At 34.6% G+C, this 19,840-nt stretch carries 6 protein-coding genes and 1 other RNA gene; 2 read left to right on the top strand and 5 right to left on the bottom strand.

Annotated features, from left to right (window positions below):
- The first annotated feature begins 163 nt into the window (after positions 1-163).
- Entirely contained in the window at positions 164-1,588 is a 1,425-nt protein-coding gene (locus ACJJV4_RS08300; RefSeq protein ID WP_405293317.1) for a TlpA family protein disulfide reductase, read from the top strand.
- Between the two features lie 4 nt (positions 1,589-1,592).
- Here ACJJV4_RS08300 and ACJJV4_RS08295 read toward each other — a convergent pair whose 3' ends face one another.
- Together ACJJV4_RS08295 and ffs are read right to left on the bottom strand one after the other, a co-directional pair.
- Positions 1,593-2,396, bottom strand: coding sequence for an SDR family oxidoreductase (locus ACJJV4_RS08295; RefSeq protein WP_405293315.1), 804 nt, complete (start codon positions 2,394-2,396; stop codon positions 1,593-1,595).
- A gap of 149 nt (positions 2,397-2,545) precedes the next feature.
- Positions 2,546-2,644: signal recognition particle sRNA small type (gene ffs, locus ACJJV4_RS08290), an RNA gene on the bottom strand.
- Positions 2,645-2,732: 88 nt separating this feature from the next.
- Here ffs and ACJJV4_RS08285 point away from each other — a divergent pair.
- Complete coding sequence (locus ACJJV4_RS08285) at positions 2,733-3,767, top strand: glutaminyl-peptide cyclotransferase (protein WP_405293313.1); 1,035 nt, start codon at positions 2,733-2,735, stop codon at positions 3,765-3,767.
- Positions 3,768-3,774: 7 nt separating this feature from the next.
- Here ACJJV4_RS08285 and ACJJV4_RS08280 read toward each other — a convergent pair whose 3' ends face one another.
- The 3 genes from ACJJV4_RS08280 to ACJJV4_RS08270 form a co-directional block, all read right to left on the bottom strand.
- Positions 3,775-4,920 (bottom strand): MFS transporter, encoded by a 1,146-nt coding sequence (locus tag ACJJV4_RS08280; protein ID WP_405293311.1) that lies wholly within the window; start codon positions 4,918-4,920, stop codon positions 3,775-3,777.
- A 71-nt stretch (positions 4,921-4,991) separates the two neighbouring features.
- Positions 4,992-5,966, bottom strand: coding sequence for a type IX secretion system membrane protein PorP/SprF (locus ACJJV4_RS08275; protein WP_405293309.1), 975 nt, complete (start codon positions 5,964-5,966; stop codon positions 4,992-4,994).
- Positions 5,967-6,007: 41 nt separating this feature from the next.
- Positions 6,008-19,801 (bottom strand): T9SS type B sorting domain-containing protein, encoded by a 13,794-nt coding sequence (locus ACJJV4_RS08270; protein ID WP_405293307.1) that lies wholly within the window; start codon positions 19,799-19,801, stop codon positions 6,008-6,010.
- Between the last annotated feature and the right edge of the window lie 39 nt (positions 19,802-19,840).

Raw genomic sequence — 19,840 nt, 5'->3', positions numbered from 1 at the left:
AAATTCATTGGTAAGAAGAAACTTCGACGCTCTATTTTTTATCCCGGTCACTTGTTTAATCTATTCTAAGTCTAAATAACTTTTAACAACGCATTAACAGCAGATTATAAAAACAAGGCATACTTTTGTTATAGAATTACTATACCTAATTAAGGATTTTTAAATGAGAGTATTATTTTCAATATTATCAATTGCACTTCTAATATCAAGCTGTAAAACCGACACTCAAAGCGGGAGTGATGATTTTGCTTATATTGGAGGCGAAATTATAAATCCGATTGAAAGCACCATTATTTTAGAAAGTAAGAATAAAACTATTGACACCATTAAACTTGATGGCCGTAATAGATTCTTTTACAAAATTGACAACTTCTACCCGGGCATTTATACCTTTAGGCATGGTAGCGAGTATCAAATGATTATGCTAGAACCTAATGACAGCTTACTATTTAGATTAAACACATTTGATTTTGATGAATCGCTAGTTTACACTGGTCGTGGTGCAAAACAAAATAATTTTTTGCTTAATGAGTTTTTGCAAAATGATAAAACAGAACGTGCTGTTCGTAGATTCAGGTCACTTAACCCACAACAATTTACCTCTAAACTCGATTCTATAAAAACATCTCAACTTGCTCAATTCAAAAAATTCAAAAAGAAAAATGATGTTAGCGATGCTTTCGAAAATCTAATTTTACAACATATTAATTATTCCTATTACGCTAGCAAAGAAACCTACCCGTTTAGAAGCGATAGAAATCAAATTGAAAAAATTTTTAAAACACTTCCTAAAGATTTTTATGCCTACAGAAAGGATATTGACTATAATAACTCTAAACTCAAAGATTTTATTGCCTATAAATGGTTCTTAAAGTCCAACGTTAGCAATCTTGCTCTAAATGAACATATGGACCATTGCAGCAAAGATGATTTTAAAAAGGGTCGTTCACTTTGTTTTAATTTAGATCGACTTAAACAAATAGATAGTTTAATATCTGATAAAAGTTTAAAAGAAGAATTGCTCTATCATTATACAGTTAAGTTTTTATCATTAAGTGATGATACTGAAGAAACCAATACTATTCTTAAAAATTATTTAGCGAAAACTGAAAATGATAAAGGCAAAAAAATGATTATCAATTTTGCGGAAGCTATTAGTAAGTTAAATACGGGTAACAGTTTACCAAACCTTGGTATTGTGGATTATAAAAATAACTCTAAAGATTTAAGTGATTTAGTTAATGGCACAACGGTAATTACGTTTTGGTCTAACACCTATTACGATCATTTTAAAAGTAGCCATCACAAATTAAACAGACTAAAATTAAAATACCCAGAAGTTACATTTGTAAGCATTAATATTGATAATTATAATGTAAACAAAGCTAAACGTGCATTGCAATCTAATGGTTTTGTAAGCGGAAATGAATACTTCTTTAAATCGCCCAAAGAAGCTTCAGAAACATTGGCAATACACCCTATGACAAAAACCTTTATTATAGGTAAAAACAAAAAGATTGTTAATGGTAACACGAATATTTTTTATGGCAAGTTTGAAGAACAACTTGTTGGATTGTTAAAAAAATAAGATATTACAATTTATAGTGGTTCATTAGCATTTTTTCGTAAACCTTATCTGGAAGAACGCGTTTTAATACGATTGAAAATTTCTGCATAAAAGCACCAACTTTATAATGTATTTTAGGGTCTTTATTATTGATAATATCAAAAACAGCCTGAGCCATTTCATTCGGGTCACTTCCGCCTTCCACATGAGAATCCATTAAACTTAAGGTATCACCATAAGGCTTTTTGTATGGTGAATTTTCTAATAATGGTGCATGATACCTGCCTGCCGCAATATTAGTTGCAAAATCTCCAGGAGCCACATTGGTCATTTTAATATTAAAATCCTTTAACTCCATCCTGAAAGCTTCAGTAATCAATTCTAAAGCGCCCTTACTCGCACTATAAACGCCACGATATGGTAACCCCATATAACCAGCAATAGAAGTTACATTAATTATTAAACCCGAATTCTGCTTTCGCATTTGTGGTAAAACAGCCTTTATAACATTTATAGGGCCAAAGAAATTAGTATCAAAATTATTTTTAATTTCTGCATCTGGAATTTCTTCAATTGGTCCAGTAATACCAGCACCTGCATTGTTAACAACAACATCTAGCCTGCTCTCTTTCTCAATAATTGTAGAAACGGTTTCTAAAATAGTTTGATTGTTTTTTACATCTAAAGCCAAAATAGGGAATTTACTCTCCTTATACTTTTCTGGACTTCTACTGGTTCCGTAAACAATAAATCCTCTTGTTTTTAAAAACTCACCAATAGATTTACCTATTCCCGAAGAACCTCCTGTAATTAACACAACTTTAGACATATTTTTTTGAATAATATTAACACTACAAAATTAACAATGAATTTTAATATACCGCTAAATTTATAAGATAGTTTTAAATTGAAGATAGGCTCTAAAACTAAAAAATCTCGATAAGCCTAAGCTTTCAAGATTTAAGTTTATTGTATAAAAAAAGGCAAGCTACCTACATCACACTGCTACAACCATTTACCTTTGCTGCGTTCCCGCCCTGGAGGATTCAACAGGAGCTAGTTGTGTAGGACTTGCCGGGTGCAAATATACAACCTTTTAAAAAATTCACAATATTTTTTTACTCTGATTTTAAATAAATATCTTGCCTAAAATTTATAGCTCAAAATGAAAACATACAAACACTTAGCAATCATATTTTTAAGCACACTTTCTGTTGCTTGTGGATCTAATAACGGACTCAAAAAAAATGATTTTGGCGTCGTAACAAACGCCGAAAAAGGCAATATTTCAGTAAATGAGACTTTAAAACTAAGTTTAGAAAACAAAAAAAGTCATAAAATAGACTCCGTTTCTTATACCTTAGATGGTAAAAAAATAGAAGAAAACACTTCCTTAAGTAATTTTAAACTTGGCAAGCAAACTATAGAAGCTATTGTTTATTTTAATGGTGAAAAACAAAATATAAATACCTCGGTTACTATTTTGAATAATGAATCACCAAAAATTTTCACCTATAAAATTATAAATGAATATCCACACGATATTACATCTTACACGCAAGGTTTAGAATTTTACAAGGACACCTTGTATGAAAGTACTGGTCAAAACAAAGAATCTAAACTTAGAAAAGTAGACTATAAAACAGGCGAAGTATTTAAAAATATTAATTTAGCCGATGAGTTTTTTGGTGAAGGCTTAACGGTACTCAATGATAAAGTATATCAATTAACATGGCAAAAAGGAACAGGTTTTGTTTACGATGTAAATACATTTGAAAAACTAAACAGCTTTAAATACGCAAATAGTAAAGAAGGTTGGGGATTAACACACAACGATACATCGATTTATAAAAGTGATGGTACCGAAAAAATATGGTTATTAAATCCTGAAACTTTAGTTGAAGAAGAATATATACAAGTATTTACCAATAAAGGAAAAATTATTGGCATCAACGAAATGGAATGGATTGATGGTAAAATTTTTGCAAACCGTTATCAAAAAGATGGTGTAGCTATTATTAACCCTAAAAACGGTGCAGTAATAGGTGTAATAGATTTTTCTCCATTAAAGAAACTTGTTACACAACACGATGGTTTAGATGTTTTAAATGGCATTGCTTACAACCCTAAAACTAAAACCATATTTGTTACTGGTAAACGTTGGGATAAATTATTTGAAATAGAAATTGTAGAAAAATAATAGCTTATTAGGATTCTACTTTTTCTTCAAATCGAAATAAAGCAAAAGCTACAGGAATAAATAACAAACCAACCACTATAAATAGCCCAAAGGCATTTTTTAAGCCAAAAGCATGGGCCAAATAACCAATTAATGGTGGACCGATAAGCATTCCCGCGATAGCGTAAGTTGTTATTATTGAAATCGCCATACCTGGTGAATATTTTTTAGAACTTCCTGCTAAAGACATGGTAAGCGGAAAAAACGCAGCTGTACCAAAACCAACTAAAAAGAAACCAAATAAAGCAGACCAGAACTTAGGTAATAATACCGCCATAGAAATGCCTATTACAATTAAAGTACTGCTAAAAACATACGTTTTTAAAACACCTATTCGGGTTACCAACCTATCTGAGAAGAAACGAGACAACGCCATGGTAGTCATAAACATTAAATACCCATAAGTAAAAACATCTTCCTTTAAAACTTCTTTAAAATATACACCACTCCAATCGAACATACCTCCTTCGCAAATGGCTGCAAAAAAGACAATAATCCCTAGGCACATAATGTAAGGATCGGGTTTACTCATTATTAATTTATTTCCAGAAGGTGCTTTATCATTTTTTAAAGTGAATTTATACGTTGCCAAAGCCACAACTATTGTAAAAATAGCTATACTCAATAAGTGCGTTCCAATAGGCACTTCAAACTTCACCATTAAAGTCGAAAATAAAACCCCAAATAGACCCCCTGTACTCCAAAGTCCGTGAAAAGCTCCTACTACCCGCTTTTCAAATTTTTTCTGTAACGTAATAGACTGAGTATTTATAGAAATATTTAAAATCCGCAAGCAAAAAGCAAAACTAGAGATAGCTAAAACCAAACCAATTGTTGTGGTTGCAAACCCTATCATAGCCAATGATATCGAAAAAAATATAAATGCGAATATTAAAGGTACTCTGCTATCAAATTTAGAAACCAGCCAACCAGAAATAGGCAAACCAATTAATGAACTTATAGGCATAGCAATAAGTATAGTACCAAGTTCAGCTTCGTTTAAATTAAAAAACGTTTTTATAGTAGGTATTCGCGACGCCCAAGAGGCAAAACAAATTCCTGATAAAAAAAAGTAAACACTTAAAGCAATACGTTGTTTTGCTCGTAATTCCATTCTCAAAATATTACATTTTTGAAGCTACAAAAGTAGTATAACATTTTAAGATATTTACAACATTTAAACCATTACTTATGCACAGCACTTTGCGTACAAGGGCAATTGCTTATACCTTGTAGAAAATCTAAACCTATGGTTATTACATGTGTCCCTGAGTTATAAGAAGATAACCCATTCATGGTAACTTGATAAGAATATCCAAAATAGAATATATTCTTTTTAAAACCTGCCATTGGCCCTATATTTAAAGGCTTCATTAATTGATCGTTAAGAAAACGGTACGAAATACCAGCCCAATAATAATCTTCATTTCTACTAAATTTCCGCATTTTGAAGTTTATATCGGTCGCAGAACGTTTATCACTTGCGAACATTTGATAAAAAATTGAAGGCTCGAATTCAATGCCACTTTTCTTTGGACCTTCAAAGGTATATCCTGAATATATTTGATAGTTTAAAAGTAAATTTGGTTCTAATGCTCTAAAATCTTCAATTTGCTTTCCTAAAACGTTATTTGCATTAAAACTTAAAAAGAAGCCATGATTACGATACAAAGCGCCAACATCGAAATTTTGATTTGATGTTTTTCTGTTATCAGTAACAAAAGGATCTATTACTGGGTTTTCGTAAGTGGTATTGAACTGATCGATATCAATTCGGAAATTATTGATATTAAAAGAAATACCAAAAGATAAATATTGCTTAGAATAATAATCTAAAATAAGATGGTGAGCAAAGGAGAATTTAGCACCCGTTTGAATGGTGTATCCGTTTCTATCATTATATAAAGACACACCAACACCCGAACGATCGGCAATTCTAAAATCTGCGTAAAGCGATTGATTATCGGGAGCATCTTTTATCCCAACCCATTGTGTTAAACCGTTAGCCCTAATTCTTAAATTATCTCCAATTCCAGCATAGGTTGGCGATATTACAAAATCGTTTTCAGCTAAATGTTGTGTAAAAACTGGCAAATTAAGTTCCTGACTATATGCGTTTGCTATAATTGTAAGGAATAGATATATAAATATTTTTTTCATTTGAATTTCTTTTGAGCTAAACTTAAATAGATTTTTATTCATTATCTATAAAGTGTAAAATGTCCAACAAACTCACGATTATTTCTACTATCATTAAGCTTTACCACATACCAGTAATCTCCAGAAGGTAGTTCTTTGCCATGATATTTTCCGTTCCATTTTTGTCCAGCTTTTAATGTAGCCACCACACGTCCGTAACGATCGAATATATCGAAAGTTAAATCGTTATAAATGGATGTACAACCTGGCCCCCACATATCTAAAACACCATCGCCATTTGGCGTGAAGTAATTGGTGATACAAACATCAACAAATTCAAAATACAATGTTGCTGTTGCCGTACAACCATTTCTATCGGTTACGGTTACCGTATAATCTCCAGATTCGTAATAAATAAAAGTGTTTGTATTTCCGAAAGATTCCCCGTTTAAAGTAAACTCATAAGGCGCTTCTCCCCCTGTTGCCGTAGCCACAATTTCATTTAAACCTCCTGTTTCTATACTTAATTGTAAAGGTGCGATATTTGCAATATCGAAAAGTGCTGTACGTTGAATACAACCATTAGTATGCCTTACATCTACATAATGATCCAAACCTGCTGGTACGTTAATAAAGATATTACTCGCTTGGTATGTCCCTCCGTTTAAAGAATAATCTAGATCACTTAAATCTGTTATGCTTTCATCTACAAAAATAGTTACCGTATTAGTAGAAGCATTGTTAGTACATCCATAGACAACCTCAGCTTCTGGATTAATTAATACAGCTTCTGGAAAGGTAATATTCCACTCAGTTTCGCAACCTAAATTATCACGAACATAAACAACATGATCGCCACCGCTTAAGTTAGTAAAATCGAACTGTGTTTGAGTTGCTCCTCCTAAAGTATATCCATCATCAATATTATCTAATACAACACTATATGGCATTTCGCCACCAACAAGATCTACACTAAACTCGCCATCCATATCACCATCACAAACTTCAGGAAATAAAGAATTTGGTACAATACTTAATATAAGCGGTGTAGCGTCTTCTACTTCAAAATCTATAATAACATAGCAACCTAATTCATCTTGAACAACAGCTTGGTAAATTCCTGGTGCTAAATTATCGAAAACAGGATCAGATTCAAACTTAAGTAATAGCGGTGAAATAGCATATTTAATAATACCCGTTCCTCCGGTAGCAGTGATATCGAGCACACCATTATTTATTCCTGGGCAGGTTACATTAGAAACCACATAACTTACATTTAAAGGATTTATAGGTCCTGTAATTGCAACTGGGATACTAGTTTCTAAACAGTCACCACTTTCAACTTCTATTAAATAATTACCTTCAGGAAGATCTGTAAATACTCCTGGACTATTTTGAACTGGAGCTGGAGCAATATCTGTTCCAGAACCATCTTGTAAAGTATAAATATAATTCCCTAAACCTCCTGATGCCAAAGCTTTAATAACACCCGTAGTATCTCCTGTACAATTTATAGTTGCGTTTGTAGTATCTAAATTAACTTGTAATGCAGGTAATGCATCTACAGTAATTTCGTTTGATGCATTTGCTGTACAGCCGTTTGCGTCTCTAACATAATAAGTATAAACTCCAGGTGCAGCATCAAAAGTAACACTAGATACAAATGTACCTATCACTGCTGAAAAATCACTAGTTTCACTATACTCATAAGGACTAGTTCCTCCTGATGCACTTAATGTTAACTCAGCACTATCAATACAAGTTGGCGATGTTGATTTTGCTAATACTGCTTCTACTGCTGTAGGTGCAGCAATTATTACATCTGTTGATGTTGCACTACAATTATAACCATCGGTGACCGTTACATTATAAGTTCCTACACCTAATCCTGAGAACGATGTTCCTGTTTGTGGACCAGATGAAGTTACCGTTGGTGAAACCATATTAAGTGTATATGTGTAGTTGCTTCCTTGTCCGCCTGAAGTACTCGTAACCGTAATAGTTGCATCACTGTCTCCAAAACAATTTAATAAAGTAACATCTGCAAAAGCTGTTAAGCTAATTGGTGTTGGGTTTACTAATAATATATCTACCGAATCCTCACAACCTGAGCTATCTTTAACAGTAACTGTATAATTTCCGGCAACTAAACCTGTGAAATTACTTTCAGCACCAAACGGTACTATAATAGATCCGCCTGTGTTTGATAACTGGTATTCATAAGCACCTGGCCAACCACCTGTAGCACTTGCCGAAATAGAACCATCGTTATTACCCGTTACACACGTAATAGCTGTATGTGTTTCTGATATAGCTAAAGCTGCTGTTGGTGCAGTAATTGTAAAGTTTTTATTTACTGTACAAAAAGGAGCATTTGATAAAGTAGCTGTAATACTATATGTTCCAGATAAAAGTCCTGAGATATTAACTGGTCCAGCGTTTATTGCTGTTCCGGTTGTAACCGAATTACCTAAATAATCGAATACCTCATAGTTAAATGCTCCTGCATTATCTACTGGAGTAGGTGTTCTATCAATAAATGTAACATCAACACTACCATCGTTAGCACTAAAACAAGTGACATTAACCACATTATCTACTGTAAGATCGAATGTATCAGGATTGCCCACATAGTGTACATCTTGTACCATACAACCCGTATCCAAATTAACAACTGTAGCTAAATAATTACCAATTGCTAAACCTGTAAAGTTTCCTGTTGTATTCACTTGGCTATAAACTCCGCCGTTTACACTACCAACAACATCTTCTAAAGTGAATTGTAAGTTTGTTGGTGTACCACCTGATGTTGTTACAGAAATTGTAACATCTTCATCATTTGTACATGTAATAGCATTATCAATAGTAATTGTTAAATCATCTAAAGAAATAAATGGATTAACCGAAGCCGAAGTAGAACCTAAACACCCTTTATCGTCATATACATTTATTGTGAATGTTCCTCCTAAAGTATTCGTTACTGTGTAAACATTACTAGAATTAGATTGAACAACAACACCATCGGCATCTCTAATAAATTCATAAGTAATAAAATTACCAGAACCACCAGACACACCTGCTACCGTTATTGTAGCGTAGTTTGATGTATTTGTATTTGCTACACAAGCAAACTCTTCAACTGTTGGTGTTGGAGCCACAATAGCAGTTGGCGTACCTACTGATACAATTTCTGTTTCGGTACAACCTCTTCCTGAAGTTACCTCAACTGTATAGTTTCCTGTTGGTAAACCTGTAAATACATTTGAGCTTTGCGCAGTTACCGTTATTGGTCCCGTAATAATAGCGTAAGTGTATAAAGGATTATCATTAGATGCATCTAAATCTACAGTAATAACACCATCGCTATCACCAAGACACGTAACACCTATTGCTGTTGCTGTAAAGCTAACCGGAGTTGCTTGATCTAAATTAACATCAACTGTATTTGTACAGTTTGTTACTGTATCTGTAATAGTTACAGTATAGTTCGTTAAGGCAGCAAGACCTGAAAATGTATTTCCTGTTTGTGTTATTCCTGCTGAAGGATTAATACTGAATGCATAAGAACCAGAACCTCCAGTACCCGATACTGTAATCTCTCCATCGTTTACGTTACAACTTGGTAATGCTTCGATAGTAGATGTAACATCTATAACATCGTAGACAGTTATTGGTGTTGCATTTGTAAATGTACAACCGTTACCATCTTTAATAGTTACAAAGTACGTTCCTGGATTGTTAACAGAGAATGTTGTACCTGCTTGAAAGCCTTCCCCTATAGAATACTCAAACGGCACAACACCTGTTGGATTGGTTACTGTAAATGAGTAAACATCCCCTGTTAAATTACATTGATTTGATGCAAAAGTTGGAACATCTACCGTTGGTAAAGCATCGGTAGTGATCACGACATCTATAGAATCTGTACAACCATTGCTATCCATAACCCAAACATCCCAATTGGTGTTTGTTGCTGGGTCTAAAGTAGCGCTTGCACTATTTGTATAATCTCCTGTACTTGGTACCACACCGTCTTCAACAAAAGCATATTGATATGGTGCTGTACCATTGGTTGCCGTTACACTTACTTGTGCACCAACATTACAATTTGCATTAATATTAGTTGCTTCTACAAGTGTTAATAAAGCAGGCTCGCTAACATTAATAGTTGCCGTACTTGTACAGTTTGTAGCCTCATCGGTAACTATTATAGTTTGGTTACCAACAGACAATCCTGTTAAATTTATAGTCGAACTTGTTTGTCCTGTTACTGCTGTACCTCCATTTATAGTATAACTATAAGTGCTTGCAAAGTTAGCTACTGTAAAATCTACAGCGCCATCGTTTCCAGATGTACAACTTACATCGTCTACTAATAATCCTGATACTGTAATATTAATAACTGGGTTTATAGTATAAGACTCTGTATAATAACATCCACTAGCATCGGTAACAGTAAATACATAATCACCAACTGCTAATCCTGGGAAAACACCAGTTCCGTTTGATGCAACACTTGCTGTAGGAGATATAATTTCAAAAGTAAATGGAGCAATACCATTTGTTACTGTTAAAGTTACCTCGCTTGTTGTAACATCGCAAGTAATAGCTGTTGCAGCAAAATCTAAATCGGTTGGAGCATCTGTTGGAGGCACCACCACATCTATTGAAGTTGCACTAATACAACCATTGGCATCTTTTACAAAAGCTGAAACTGTTCCAGAATTGTAAGTATTAAATGTATTTGTAGATGTATAATTTGCACCACCATCAAAACTGTAAGTATAAGGTGATGTACCACCGCTACCTGTAACAGTTACAATAGCTTGCTGTGTTGCGTTTCCTGCTCCACATGTTAACTCTTGTGTTAAAACTCCAGAACCTGTAACAATTGTAGGTTCTGTAATAGCAACTGAAACCGGAAGAGACTCACAATTTTTGCTATCTCTAACAACAATATCGTAAGATCCTTGGCTTAAATTACTAAATACATTTGAAGCCTGAAAAGCACCACCATCGATACTATATTCAAACGGAGCTACGCCTGCTGTTGCTGTAACAGTAATACTTCCGTCTGCACCTAGATTACAAGTTACGTTCGTTTCAACTGTAGTTAATGTTGGAATTATTGCATCTTCAACAACAATTACTCCAGATTCCGCGATACAATTTTGTGTATCCGTAACTCTAAATTGATATGCTCCACTTGTAGCTGCCGTGTAAGGCGAACCAGCTATGGCAACATAACCACCACTATTATAATCAACTTCATAAGTATAAGTTCCTGTTCCTCCAGAAGGTGTTAAATCGATAGTAGCACCGGGTGTTACTGTACAATCTATTTCTTTTGAAAGATTAGCGTCTAATAAAATTGGTGCGTTTACAACATAAGTACTTGTTGCAATACAACCATTTCCATCTTGGACACTTAAAGTATAAGTTCCCGCAGTCGTAATACTAAAATTAGGACTAGATTGGTATGCACCACCAATACTATAAGTTAAAGGTGTAATAGCTGTACTAGTACCTTCAACTAAAGTTATATTAATAGCTGTTCCATCAAAACATTGTGGAGCCACTGTATTTAATGTTGGTTCCGGATCTTTAATAATAGTTTCCTGTTCAAACTTAACACAACCGTAAGCATCTCGGACATACACATCGTAAACTCCTGCTGCTAATTTAAAGGTATTAGAAGTTCCCCAAGCTGTATCGTCTACGCTACCTCCAGTTAAAACAGTCTGATATTCGTAAGGCGATGTTCCGTCTTTAGCTATAGCTGAAATAATACCCAACTCATTACAAGTTTCGTTTTTTGTAGATGAAGCAGATATGCTTAATTCAATAGCAGATTCTGTAATGTTAAATGAATCTGTAACTACACTACAACCTGCGTTAACTCCAACAGTTTCTTCAATAACTATAATATAATTACCAAAATCTAATAGACCTAAATCTGTAACTGTTAAAGTACCATTGGCAGGTACAGTTCCTGTTCCAGATACACCTGTTGTTGTAACAGATTGAGAATTATAAATTTCATAATTAACTACGGTATCAATACCGTAAACACTGTTAATATCAAAAGAAACTGAACCATCTGCACTACCTTCACAAGTAATATTATTAGCAACGACTGCTGTTGTCGTTAATGTTGAACTTGTTGGTACTGCTGTATTCGATGTTTCATAATAATAACAACCCGTCAACTCATCAAAAACAATAAATGTATAAGTCGCACCAGGAATTAAACCTGTAAATGTTGTTTTTTCACTACCTGATGCATCTTCATCTTGCCATGGAGACGTTGTTGGTGATGTATAAGTCATTCCTGCTCCTTCGTAGATAGCAAAATGATAAGGACCATTACCTGTTAAGAGTGATCCTATTGATACCTCAGCAGTTCCTCCTGTTAAACAATCTGTGGTAGTGTTTATATTAATGTCTAAATTATCTGGAGGAGATGCTACCAGTATATTTTGTTCAATTACAGAACACCCGTTGGTATCGGTAATTATAATTTCATATAAACCAAAATCTACAACTTCAAAAACCTGACTTGTTCCTGGTTGATTAGCTATTTCTACATCATACCCATTTACACCGGTAACATGGTAAGAATAATTAGGTGTACCACCACTAACTGAATTTATAATAATTTGACCTAATGAAACACCACCTGCTGCACAAGTAATTGGATCTACATCAAAATCTAAAATAATTGGTGTTGGCTGTGCTATATTAATAGCTTCAGTATCCGTACAACCTTTAGCATCGGTTACTGTTATTAGATAATCTCCTGCTGCTAAACCTGAAGTTTGCGTTCCATAATCTGTACCTGTAGTTGTATTAGTTACATTTATTTCAAATGGTGCTAAACCAACAGATGAATCTATAGAAATATCTATTGCTGCAGTTTCTTCCGAAGCACAAGCAATATTTTGAGTTTGGTTAACATTAAGTATTACAGGGTTTGTAGCAGCTGTAACCGTAACGCTATTTGTTACAATATCACAACTGTTAGCATCTGTTATTCTAAATTGATACGTACCTGCTGTAGTTGTTGTATAAGGTGAACCTGAAATGGTAGAGTAACTACCACCACCATCATCACTTACCTCGTAAGTGTAAGTTGCATTTCCTCCTGATACCGAAATATCAATAGATGCTTCAACTGGTAAAGAACATGTAAGATCTTCTGTTAATAACACACTTGCACTAAGCGGTGCATAAACATCTGTTGTTGTTGCACTTGTTGCTATACATCCATTACCATCTTTAATTGTGATCGTGTAATTCCCTGGAGTATTTACTGTAAATGTAGGACTTGTTTGAAAAGAAGCTCCGCCATTTATACTATAAGATAATGGAGAGATTCCTGTACCAGACACCGTAAACATAAACCCTGAAGCTGCCGTACATTGGTTAGATACTGCTGGCGCCGTAACCGTTGGGCTAGTTTCTGCTATAATGGTAACTGTTGTGAATTCAGTACAACCATTAGCGTCTTTAACATACACATCCCAAATTAAATTGGCTGCCGTACTTGTATTTACTGTAATAACGTTACCACTATTATAATCTGCTGCTGCAGGTATTGCTCCTGTTAGAACTGCTGCATACGTATAACTTGGTGTTCCGTTATTTGCTGTAACCGTTATTTGCGAATTATAATTATTACAATGTACATTAGTTACAACTGCAGATAAAGATAAAGGTGTTGCTGGCTCCGTAATGTTAATAGTTTCGGTAGCAGTACAACCCGTAGCTTCATCAGTTACAACAACAGCTTGATTTCCAGCAGGTAAGCCTGTTAGTGTTATTGTAGCATTTGTTTGCGCTGTAAAGGCTGTACCTCCATTAATAGTGTAAGCATAAGTTGAAGCAAATTCCGCTACTGAAAACTGAACACTTCCAGTATTATCGCCACTACAAAGTACATCGCTTAATTTTAGACCTGTAACGGTAATATTTGTAACAGGATCGATAGTATAAGATTCTGTGTAGTAACATCCATTAGCATCTGTTACTCTAAACACATAAGTTCCTGCAGTTAGATTATTAAAAACATTAGATGTTTGTTGTGCTACAATAATTGGTGAAGGCGAAATAGTTTCATACTGTAAAACTCCTACTCCATTGGTAGCCGTAATAGTTGCTGTAGCCTCTGTTACTAAACATGTAATATCGGTCACTGAAACCGATAAATCTGTTGGAGGATTTAAAGGCTCTATAGAAATATTTTGAGCTGTTGTTAAACAGCCATTAGCATCCTTAACAACATAAGAAAATGTTTGCGTTGTTCCATTATCATTAACTGCTATTGAATTATTAGATGTAAATGTTGTACCACCATTAAAACTATACTGATAAGGAGATGTTCCTGTTGTTGGAACAGTAATAGTAATTGTAGCATCCTCTTTTGTATTAGTTGCACTACAACTAAACTCCGTTGCGCTTGCTGTCGCTATTAAAGTGGTTGGCTCTGTAATAGTAACACTTACCGTATTTGTACAGTCTTTACTATCTTTTACGTAAAAGCTATAAGTACCAGCAGCTAAACCTGTAAAGGTATTTGTTGCTGAAAACGTTACATTATCATCACTATAAGTATAACCACCAGATCCTCCAGAACCTGTTAATTGAACAGATCCGTCTGAATTACTGTTACAAGTAACATTAACTTGAGAAGCTGAAACTGTTGGAGTGGATATCGCATTTAGGTTAATAACATTAGATGCTACAACACAACCTTCAGAATCGGTTACTTCAAATTGATAATTACCAGCTGTTGCTGTACTTAAGCTGAATGTGTTTCCGGTTAAAGATACCGTTCCTGTACCTTGTAATAAAGTAACTGTATATGGAGCATAACCTTGAGAAATAGTTCCTGATATTGAAGCTTCAGGAGAGGTTGTACAATCTAATTCTTTTGTTAACTCTACTGCTACTGCTACTTGAGGCGCTATAGTTTCAGCAGGTAAAACAACTGTACATCCGTTAGCATCACGAACTGTAATCGTATAGTTACCTGGTGCTAAATCGTTAAAAGTATTACTATCTTGATAAACTCCAGAAGTAATACTATATTCATAAGGAGTCTGTCCGCCTGCAGCATCTACTACTAAAGACCCTCCACTTGTTGGGTTATAGCAAAAATTAGAACTTGTGCTTAAAGTTGCCGTTGGCGTCGTTACTCCAGATAAATTGAGCGTAGTTGTCGCTACACAATCGTTAGCATCAGTAGCTCGTATAGTATAATCTCCTGCTGAAATATTTGTTAAAATACCATTACTTGGGAAATTAGCGACTAAATTTAATGTTCCTGTTTCTAACAATTCATAAGTATAACCTGCTGTTCCACCAGTTGCTATTGTCGTTATTGTAGAACCTGTAATACAAGTTATTGGTGTTCCAGAAGCCGTAACTTCTAAAAGTGTTGGTGCTGTAATAGTTCGAGAAAAAGGAAAACTACAGGTTTCAAAACGAATTAATACATCATAAGTATCTGCCGCCAAACCTGTAATTGTGTAAGGCGAAGTCATTTGAGTGGTCCAAGTGATACCATTATCTTTTGAATACTCAAAACCTGTAGTAGCATCGAAATTTTGAGCAGCAATGCTAATACTTCCGTCTGCAGCATCATTACAACTCACGTTTTCCGATCCTGTAACACTAGCTGAAAAGGCTTTTCCTGATTCAACTACAATAGGAAATTCTACTTCAGTAATACAACTTTTTGGTAGTTGATAAACCTCTATATCATCTACAGCAAAATCAATTCCATTTTCTTGAGAAACTTCTAACCTCAAAACAAAATCTAAAGTTGTGTTATTCCCTGGATCAATCGTTCTATCAAATCTAACCCATCCATTAGTTTTTGGTATTCCACCTATTGAACTAGAAGACAATGATGTTCCTGAACTATTTTGTAATTCTACCGTTAATGAAGCATCTGGTTGTGTATTTCCTACTTTCAATAAATTGGTAGCATAAAATGTAACTAAAATAGGCTGATTAGGGATAATATCACTAATTGTTTTTCTGTAAAGAACTGCATTATTAGGTATTACACTTCCCGCATCAACAGCCATATATCTACCTGTTGAACTTCCGCTTGTATGGTCTATTGGATTATGCCATCCAGAATAAGGATTATTTTCTAAATGTTGAGTAATAGTATATTCTCCATTATTAAGTCTTCCATTATTATCACATGATGCAAAATCTTGTTTCTCCCAACAAAAAGCAGAATTAATACCCGGCGAAGATACGTCTGGTCCAGATCCAAAATCTTCCCTTAATAAGTTACTAAAGGTAGGAACATCATCTAAAGCATATTCTACAGTTACGGTATGCGATCCTTCTGATACATTTAAAAATGTTTTGAGATCGGCTGTATTTGTATTTGCTGCACCATCTAATAAATACGAATAAGTAAATGTACTAGAATCCTCATTTGTTATAGTTACTGTTGCATCGGCTGTTCCATCACAATTAAAATTTGGATCAGAAACTCCTATCGTTGGAGCTACAGGTTCTGGGTCTAAAGTGATTTCTGGCATTGCAAAAATACAATCACTAGCATCCTTTATATACAAGGTATAAGTTCCCGGAGACACATAAGCCTCATTTAAAGTTATCCAACTTGCCTGGTTATCAAAACTGTATTCATAAGGAGGTGTTCCTCCTTGTGGGTTTGTAATACGCACTTTTCCTTCTCCTGAAGGTCCGCACCCCGCTAATTCCGAAACACCAGACGATGCCGTTAAAGCGGTATCTGGTTGGTTTATTGTTATAATTTCTGGAGTTGTAAAACATTCCGATCCATCGAGTGTATATTTCAATATGGCTTCATAATCACCACCTGTTAGGTTTGAAAAAACAGGATTTGCCACATAAGTAACACCATTATCTATACTATATTCTAAGGCGTAGCCATTAGCATTAGTAACATCAAATTCAATTTCTCCAACATTATCTCCATAACATAAAATATCATTTTGGCTTGTTGTAAAAATTGGAGCGGGATTACTGTCTACTGTAATAGATGTTGTTGCTTCACAGTTGTTAGAATCAACAACTCTAATATTGAAAGTACCTGCTGCGGTAACATCTATAGTTGGAATTGTTTCAAAATCTGTCGAGCCATTAATAAAATAGAAATATGGAGCAGTTCCGCCTTCTGGGTAAACTGTAATTTCTCCATCTGTACAAGTTAAAGGGCTTGTTAATGCTGAGGTTGCTGTTAGCAATTCTGGATTAATAATTTCTATAATTTCAGAGTGTGCACAACCATCTTCCGTAGAAATATTAACGGTATAAAAACCTGGATTTAGATTCTCAAACTCATGACTACTATCATTTATTGGTCCAACACCATCAATAATGGTGACTCCACTATAAATTGAAAAATTATATTGAGCTCTTACATCGTTAGCAGCAAGAATTACGTTCCCTTTTTCACCATTACATAACGGTTGCTCTATTATAATTGAAGTTGTAAAATCGCGTTCTCGTATTTGCACATCTGGCACAGTAAATATACATGGGTTTGGCGATACATCAACCTGCTTAACATAAACGTTATAAATATCTGCTGTCCCAACCGAAAACACATTACTGTCTTGATAGTTTGTGCCATCAATACTATATTCATAACCACTCGGTACACCTCCTACAACTATTTCACCAAGCGTATCACAATATATGTCGCGAGAGGTTACTGTGGGCACCAATACGTTTTCGTAAACATTGAAGTAAAACTGACTGAAACAACCTCCGGCATAATTTAATGTTAATCGGTACTGCCCTGCTGTATCAGCATCAAAATTTGGCCCCGTTTGAACTTGATTCCACGTACAAGAATCGCTTTCGTTAGCACAATCTTGGTTAATAACCGCATCACAACTAGCTTCATTCAACTTTTCCCAAATCATTGACGATGTATCGGAAATTCCTGTTTGAATTAAAGTAGAATCGTTTGCTCCACATAAAAAGATATTTGGCAATTCTTTTCCATCATTAGGACAAATAACAACCTCATCCGCAAAAGGAATTACAGGGTTTGTAACTGTAGTACCAAAATTCACAACTCTAAAAACCTGAGTGATAGATTGACAAGGCGCTACAGCCTCGTTATAAACATAATACGTTCCTGTTTCCGAAACGGTTATAGATTGCGTATTTCCTAAAACAGGTGTTAGGGATTCGTTAGTAGACCAGGTGTAATTATTGTAACCACCTGCAGCTACAAGCTCTGTTGTAGATCCACATAAAATAACTTCTTCTTCAAAAACACAATCGTTTATGTCTGCTAAAAAGTTAGTTGCCCCTGGGTTTAATAAACATCCTGTATTCTGAGAAAAACTAGGATCGTCAGAAATTGTAAAACTCGGATTTAATGTTCCTTTATAAGTTGCAAAAGCCTGGTTATCTATTAAATTAGAACATGCATCACTTAATAAACTACACGTTGATACAACGGTTACAGCAAATCTAATTTCTTGTACCGGATCATTTTCTTTAACCACAGATTCATCTACTCTAAATACCAACTCTCTAGTTGTTGCATTATAGCTTTCAACAGAAACTCCTGATGGCAAAGAAGCAATATCACTAGGATAATCAAAAACTACATTGGTAGGTAATACATCTCTAATAAAAAGTTCGGTAGCATTATCATTACCCGTATTTTGAAAGCCTATTACATAATTTAATTGATCGCCAAGTTCTACTATTTCACCTCCAATATTAGTTCCGGTATTATCTTCAACAATTTTGGTAAGTACTATTTTAGGCTCAATAATTTCAACGGCCAATGCGAAAAAATATTGAAAATAAGTATCCTGACTACTTTCTAAACGGATAGTAGCATCGGTAGCATTATTAGCAATAACATTGTTACTTGGATTTGGTACCACCATAACTCCCGTATCAAACCCTAACGTATTTGTACTATTTGGATTTCTATTATTAACAGGTGTTGCACTTAATTGCGTTACTGTACTATTGAAAAAATTTCTTCTGTCTCTATCGGCAGCAGATAAACTGAAACCATTTAATCTTAATCTATCATTTTGAATAGCTCTATCTCCTTCTAAAGCTGCGAAAGCGAAATTAGCACGTACCGGAGCTGGGGCTGGAATAGTTCTAAAGCCAGATATAGGAATATCAACATTTACGGATGAACTAATAGCACTAAAACCATCGAAACTCGTAATAGATTTACCTGGCAGAGTTGGGTCTTCATAAACTACAAATAATGACCAACCAGCAGAATAACCTGTGCCGTTTCTTGGAGTAAACGTATTGGTTTGGCCTTCAGCGCTCGATACATTAGCGACAGTGTAAGTACCTAAATCGCCTCCTAAAGAGGTTACTATATCAGTAACATCAGCATAACAAGAATATGGTAAACTGTTACTTGCAACTAAACTTGTTGCATTAAAAATAACTGTTCCTGTAACATCTACATAACCACCTGTTGGCCCTTTAAATTTAACATCTGTAATAGACTCTGCTCCTGCCGTAACACCTCCCCAATATAAACCTGCATAAATTATTTTATAGCAATTAGGATTAGGAATAGCCAAATCGGCACTAGAAGAACTAAACGTGGAAGAATCGGTATCTATATCAATATAACGCATATCTACCGCATCGTTAGTGATAGATGTATTTGTAAAGGCATTATTATCAGGACCTAAAATATTATTACCAATTAAAACAATATCTCCTTTTAGGTCTTGATCAAATCTAGGTGTAAAAGGTTCAAAATTTTGAGCATAACTTTGCATACCTAAAAGGAATAGCAGTGCTATAAAAATTTTGTTTAGATAAGTAGTTTTTTTCATAGGGGGTTGGTTGTAGTTAATTATCTTTTTCTATAGTAA

This window comes from Algibacter sp. Ld11 (assembly GCF_045066735.1).
GTDB lineage: Bacteria > Bacteroidota > Bacteroidia > Flavobacteriales > Flavobacteriaceae > Algibacter.
Note: the sequence above shows the minus strand (reverse complement) of the source record. Positions and strands in the feature narration are given on the sequence as shown.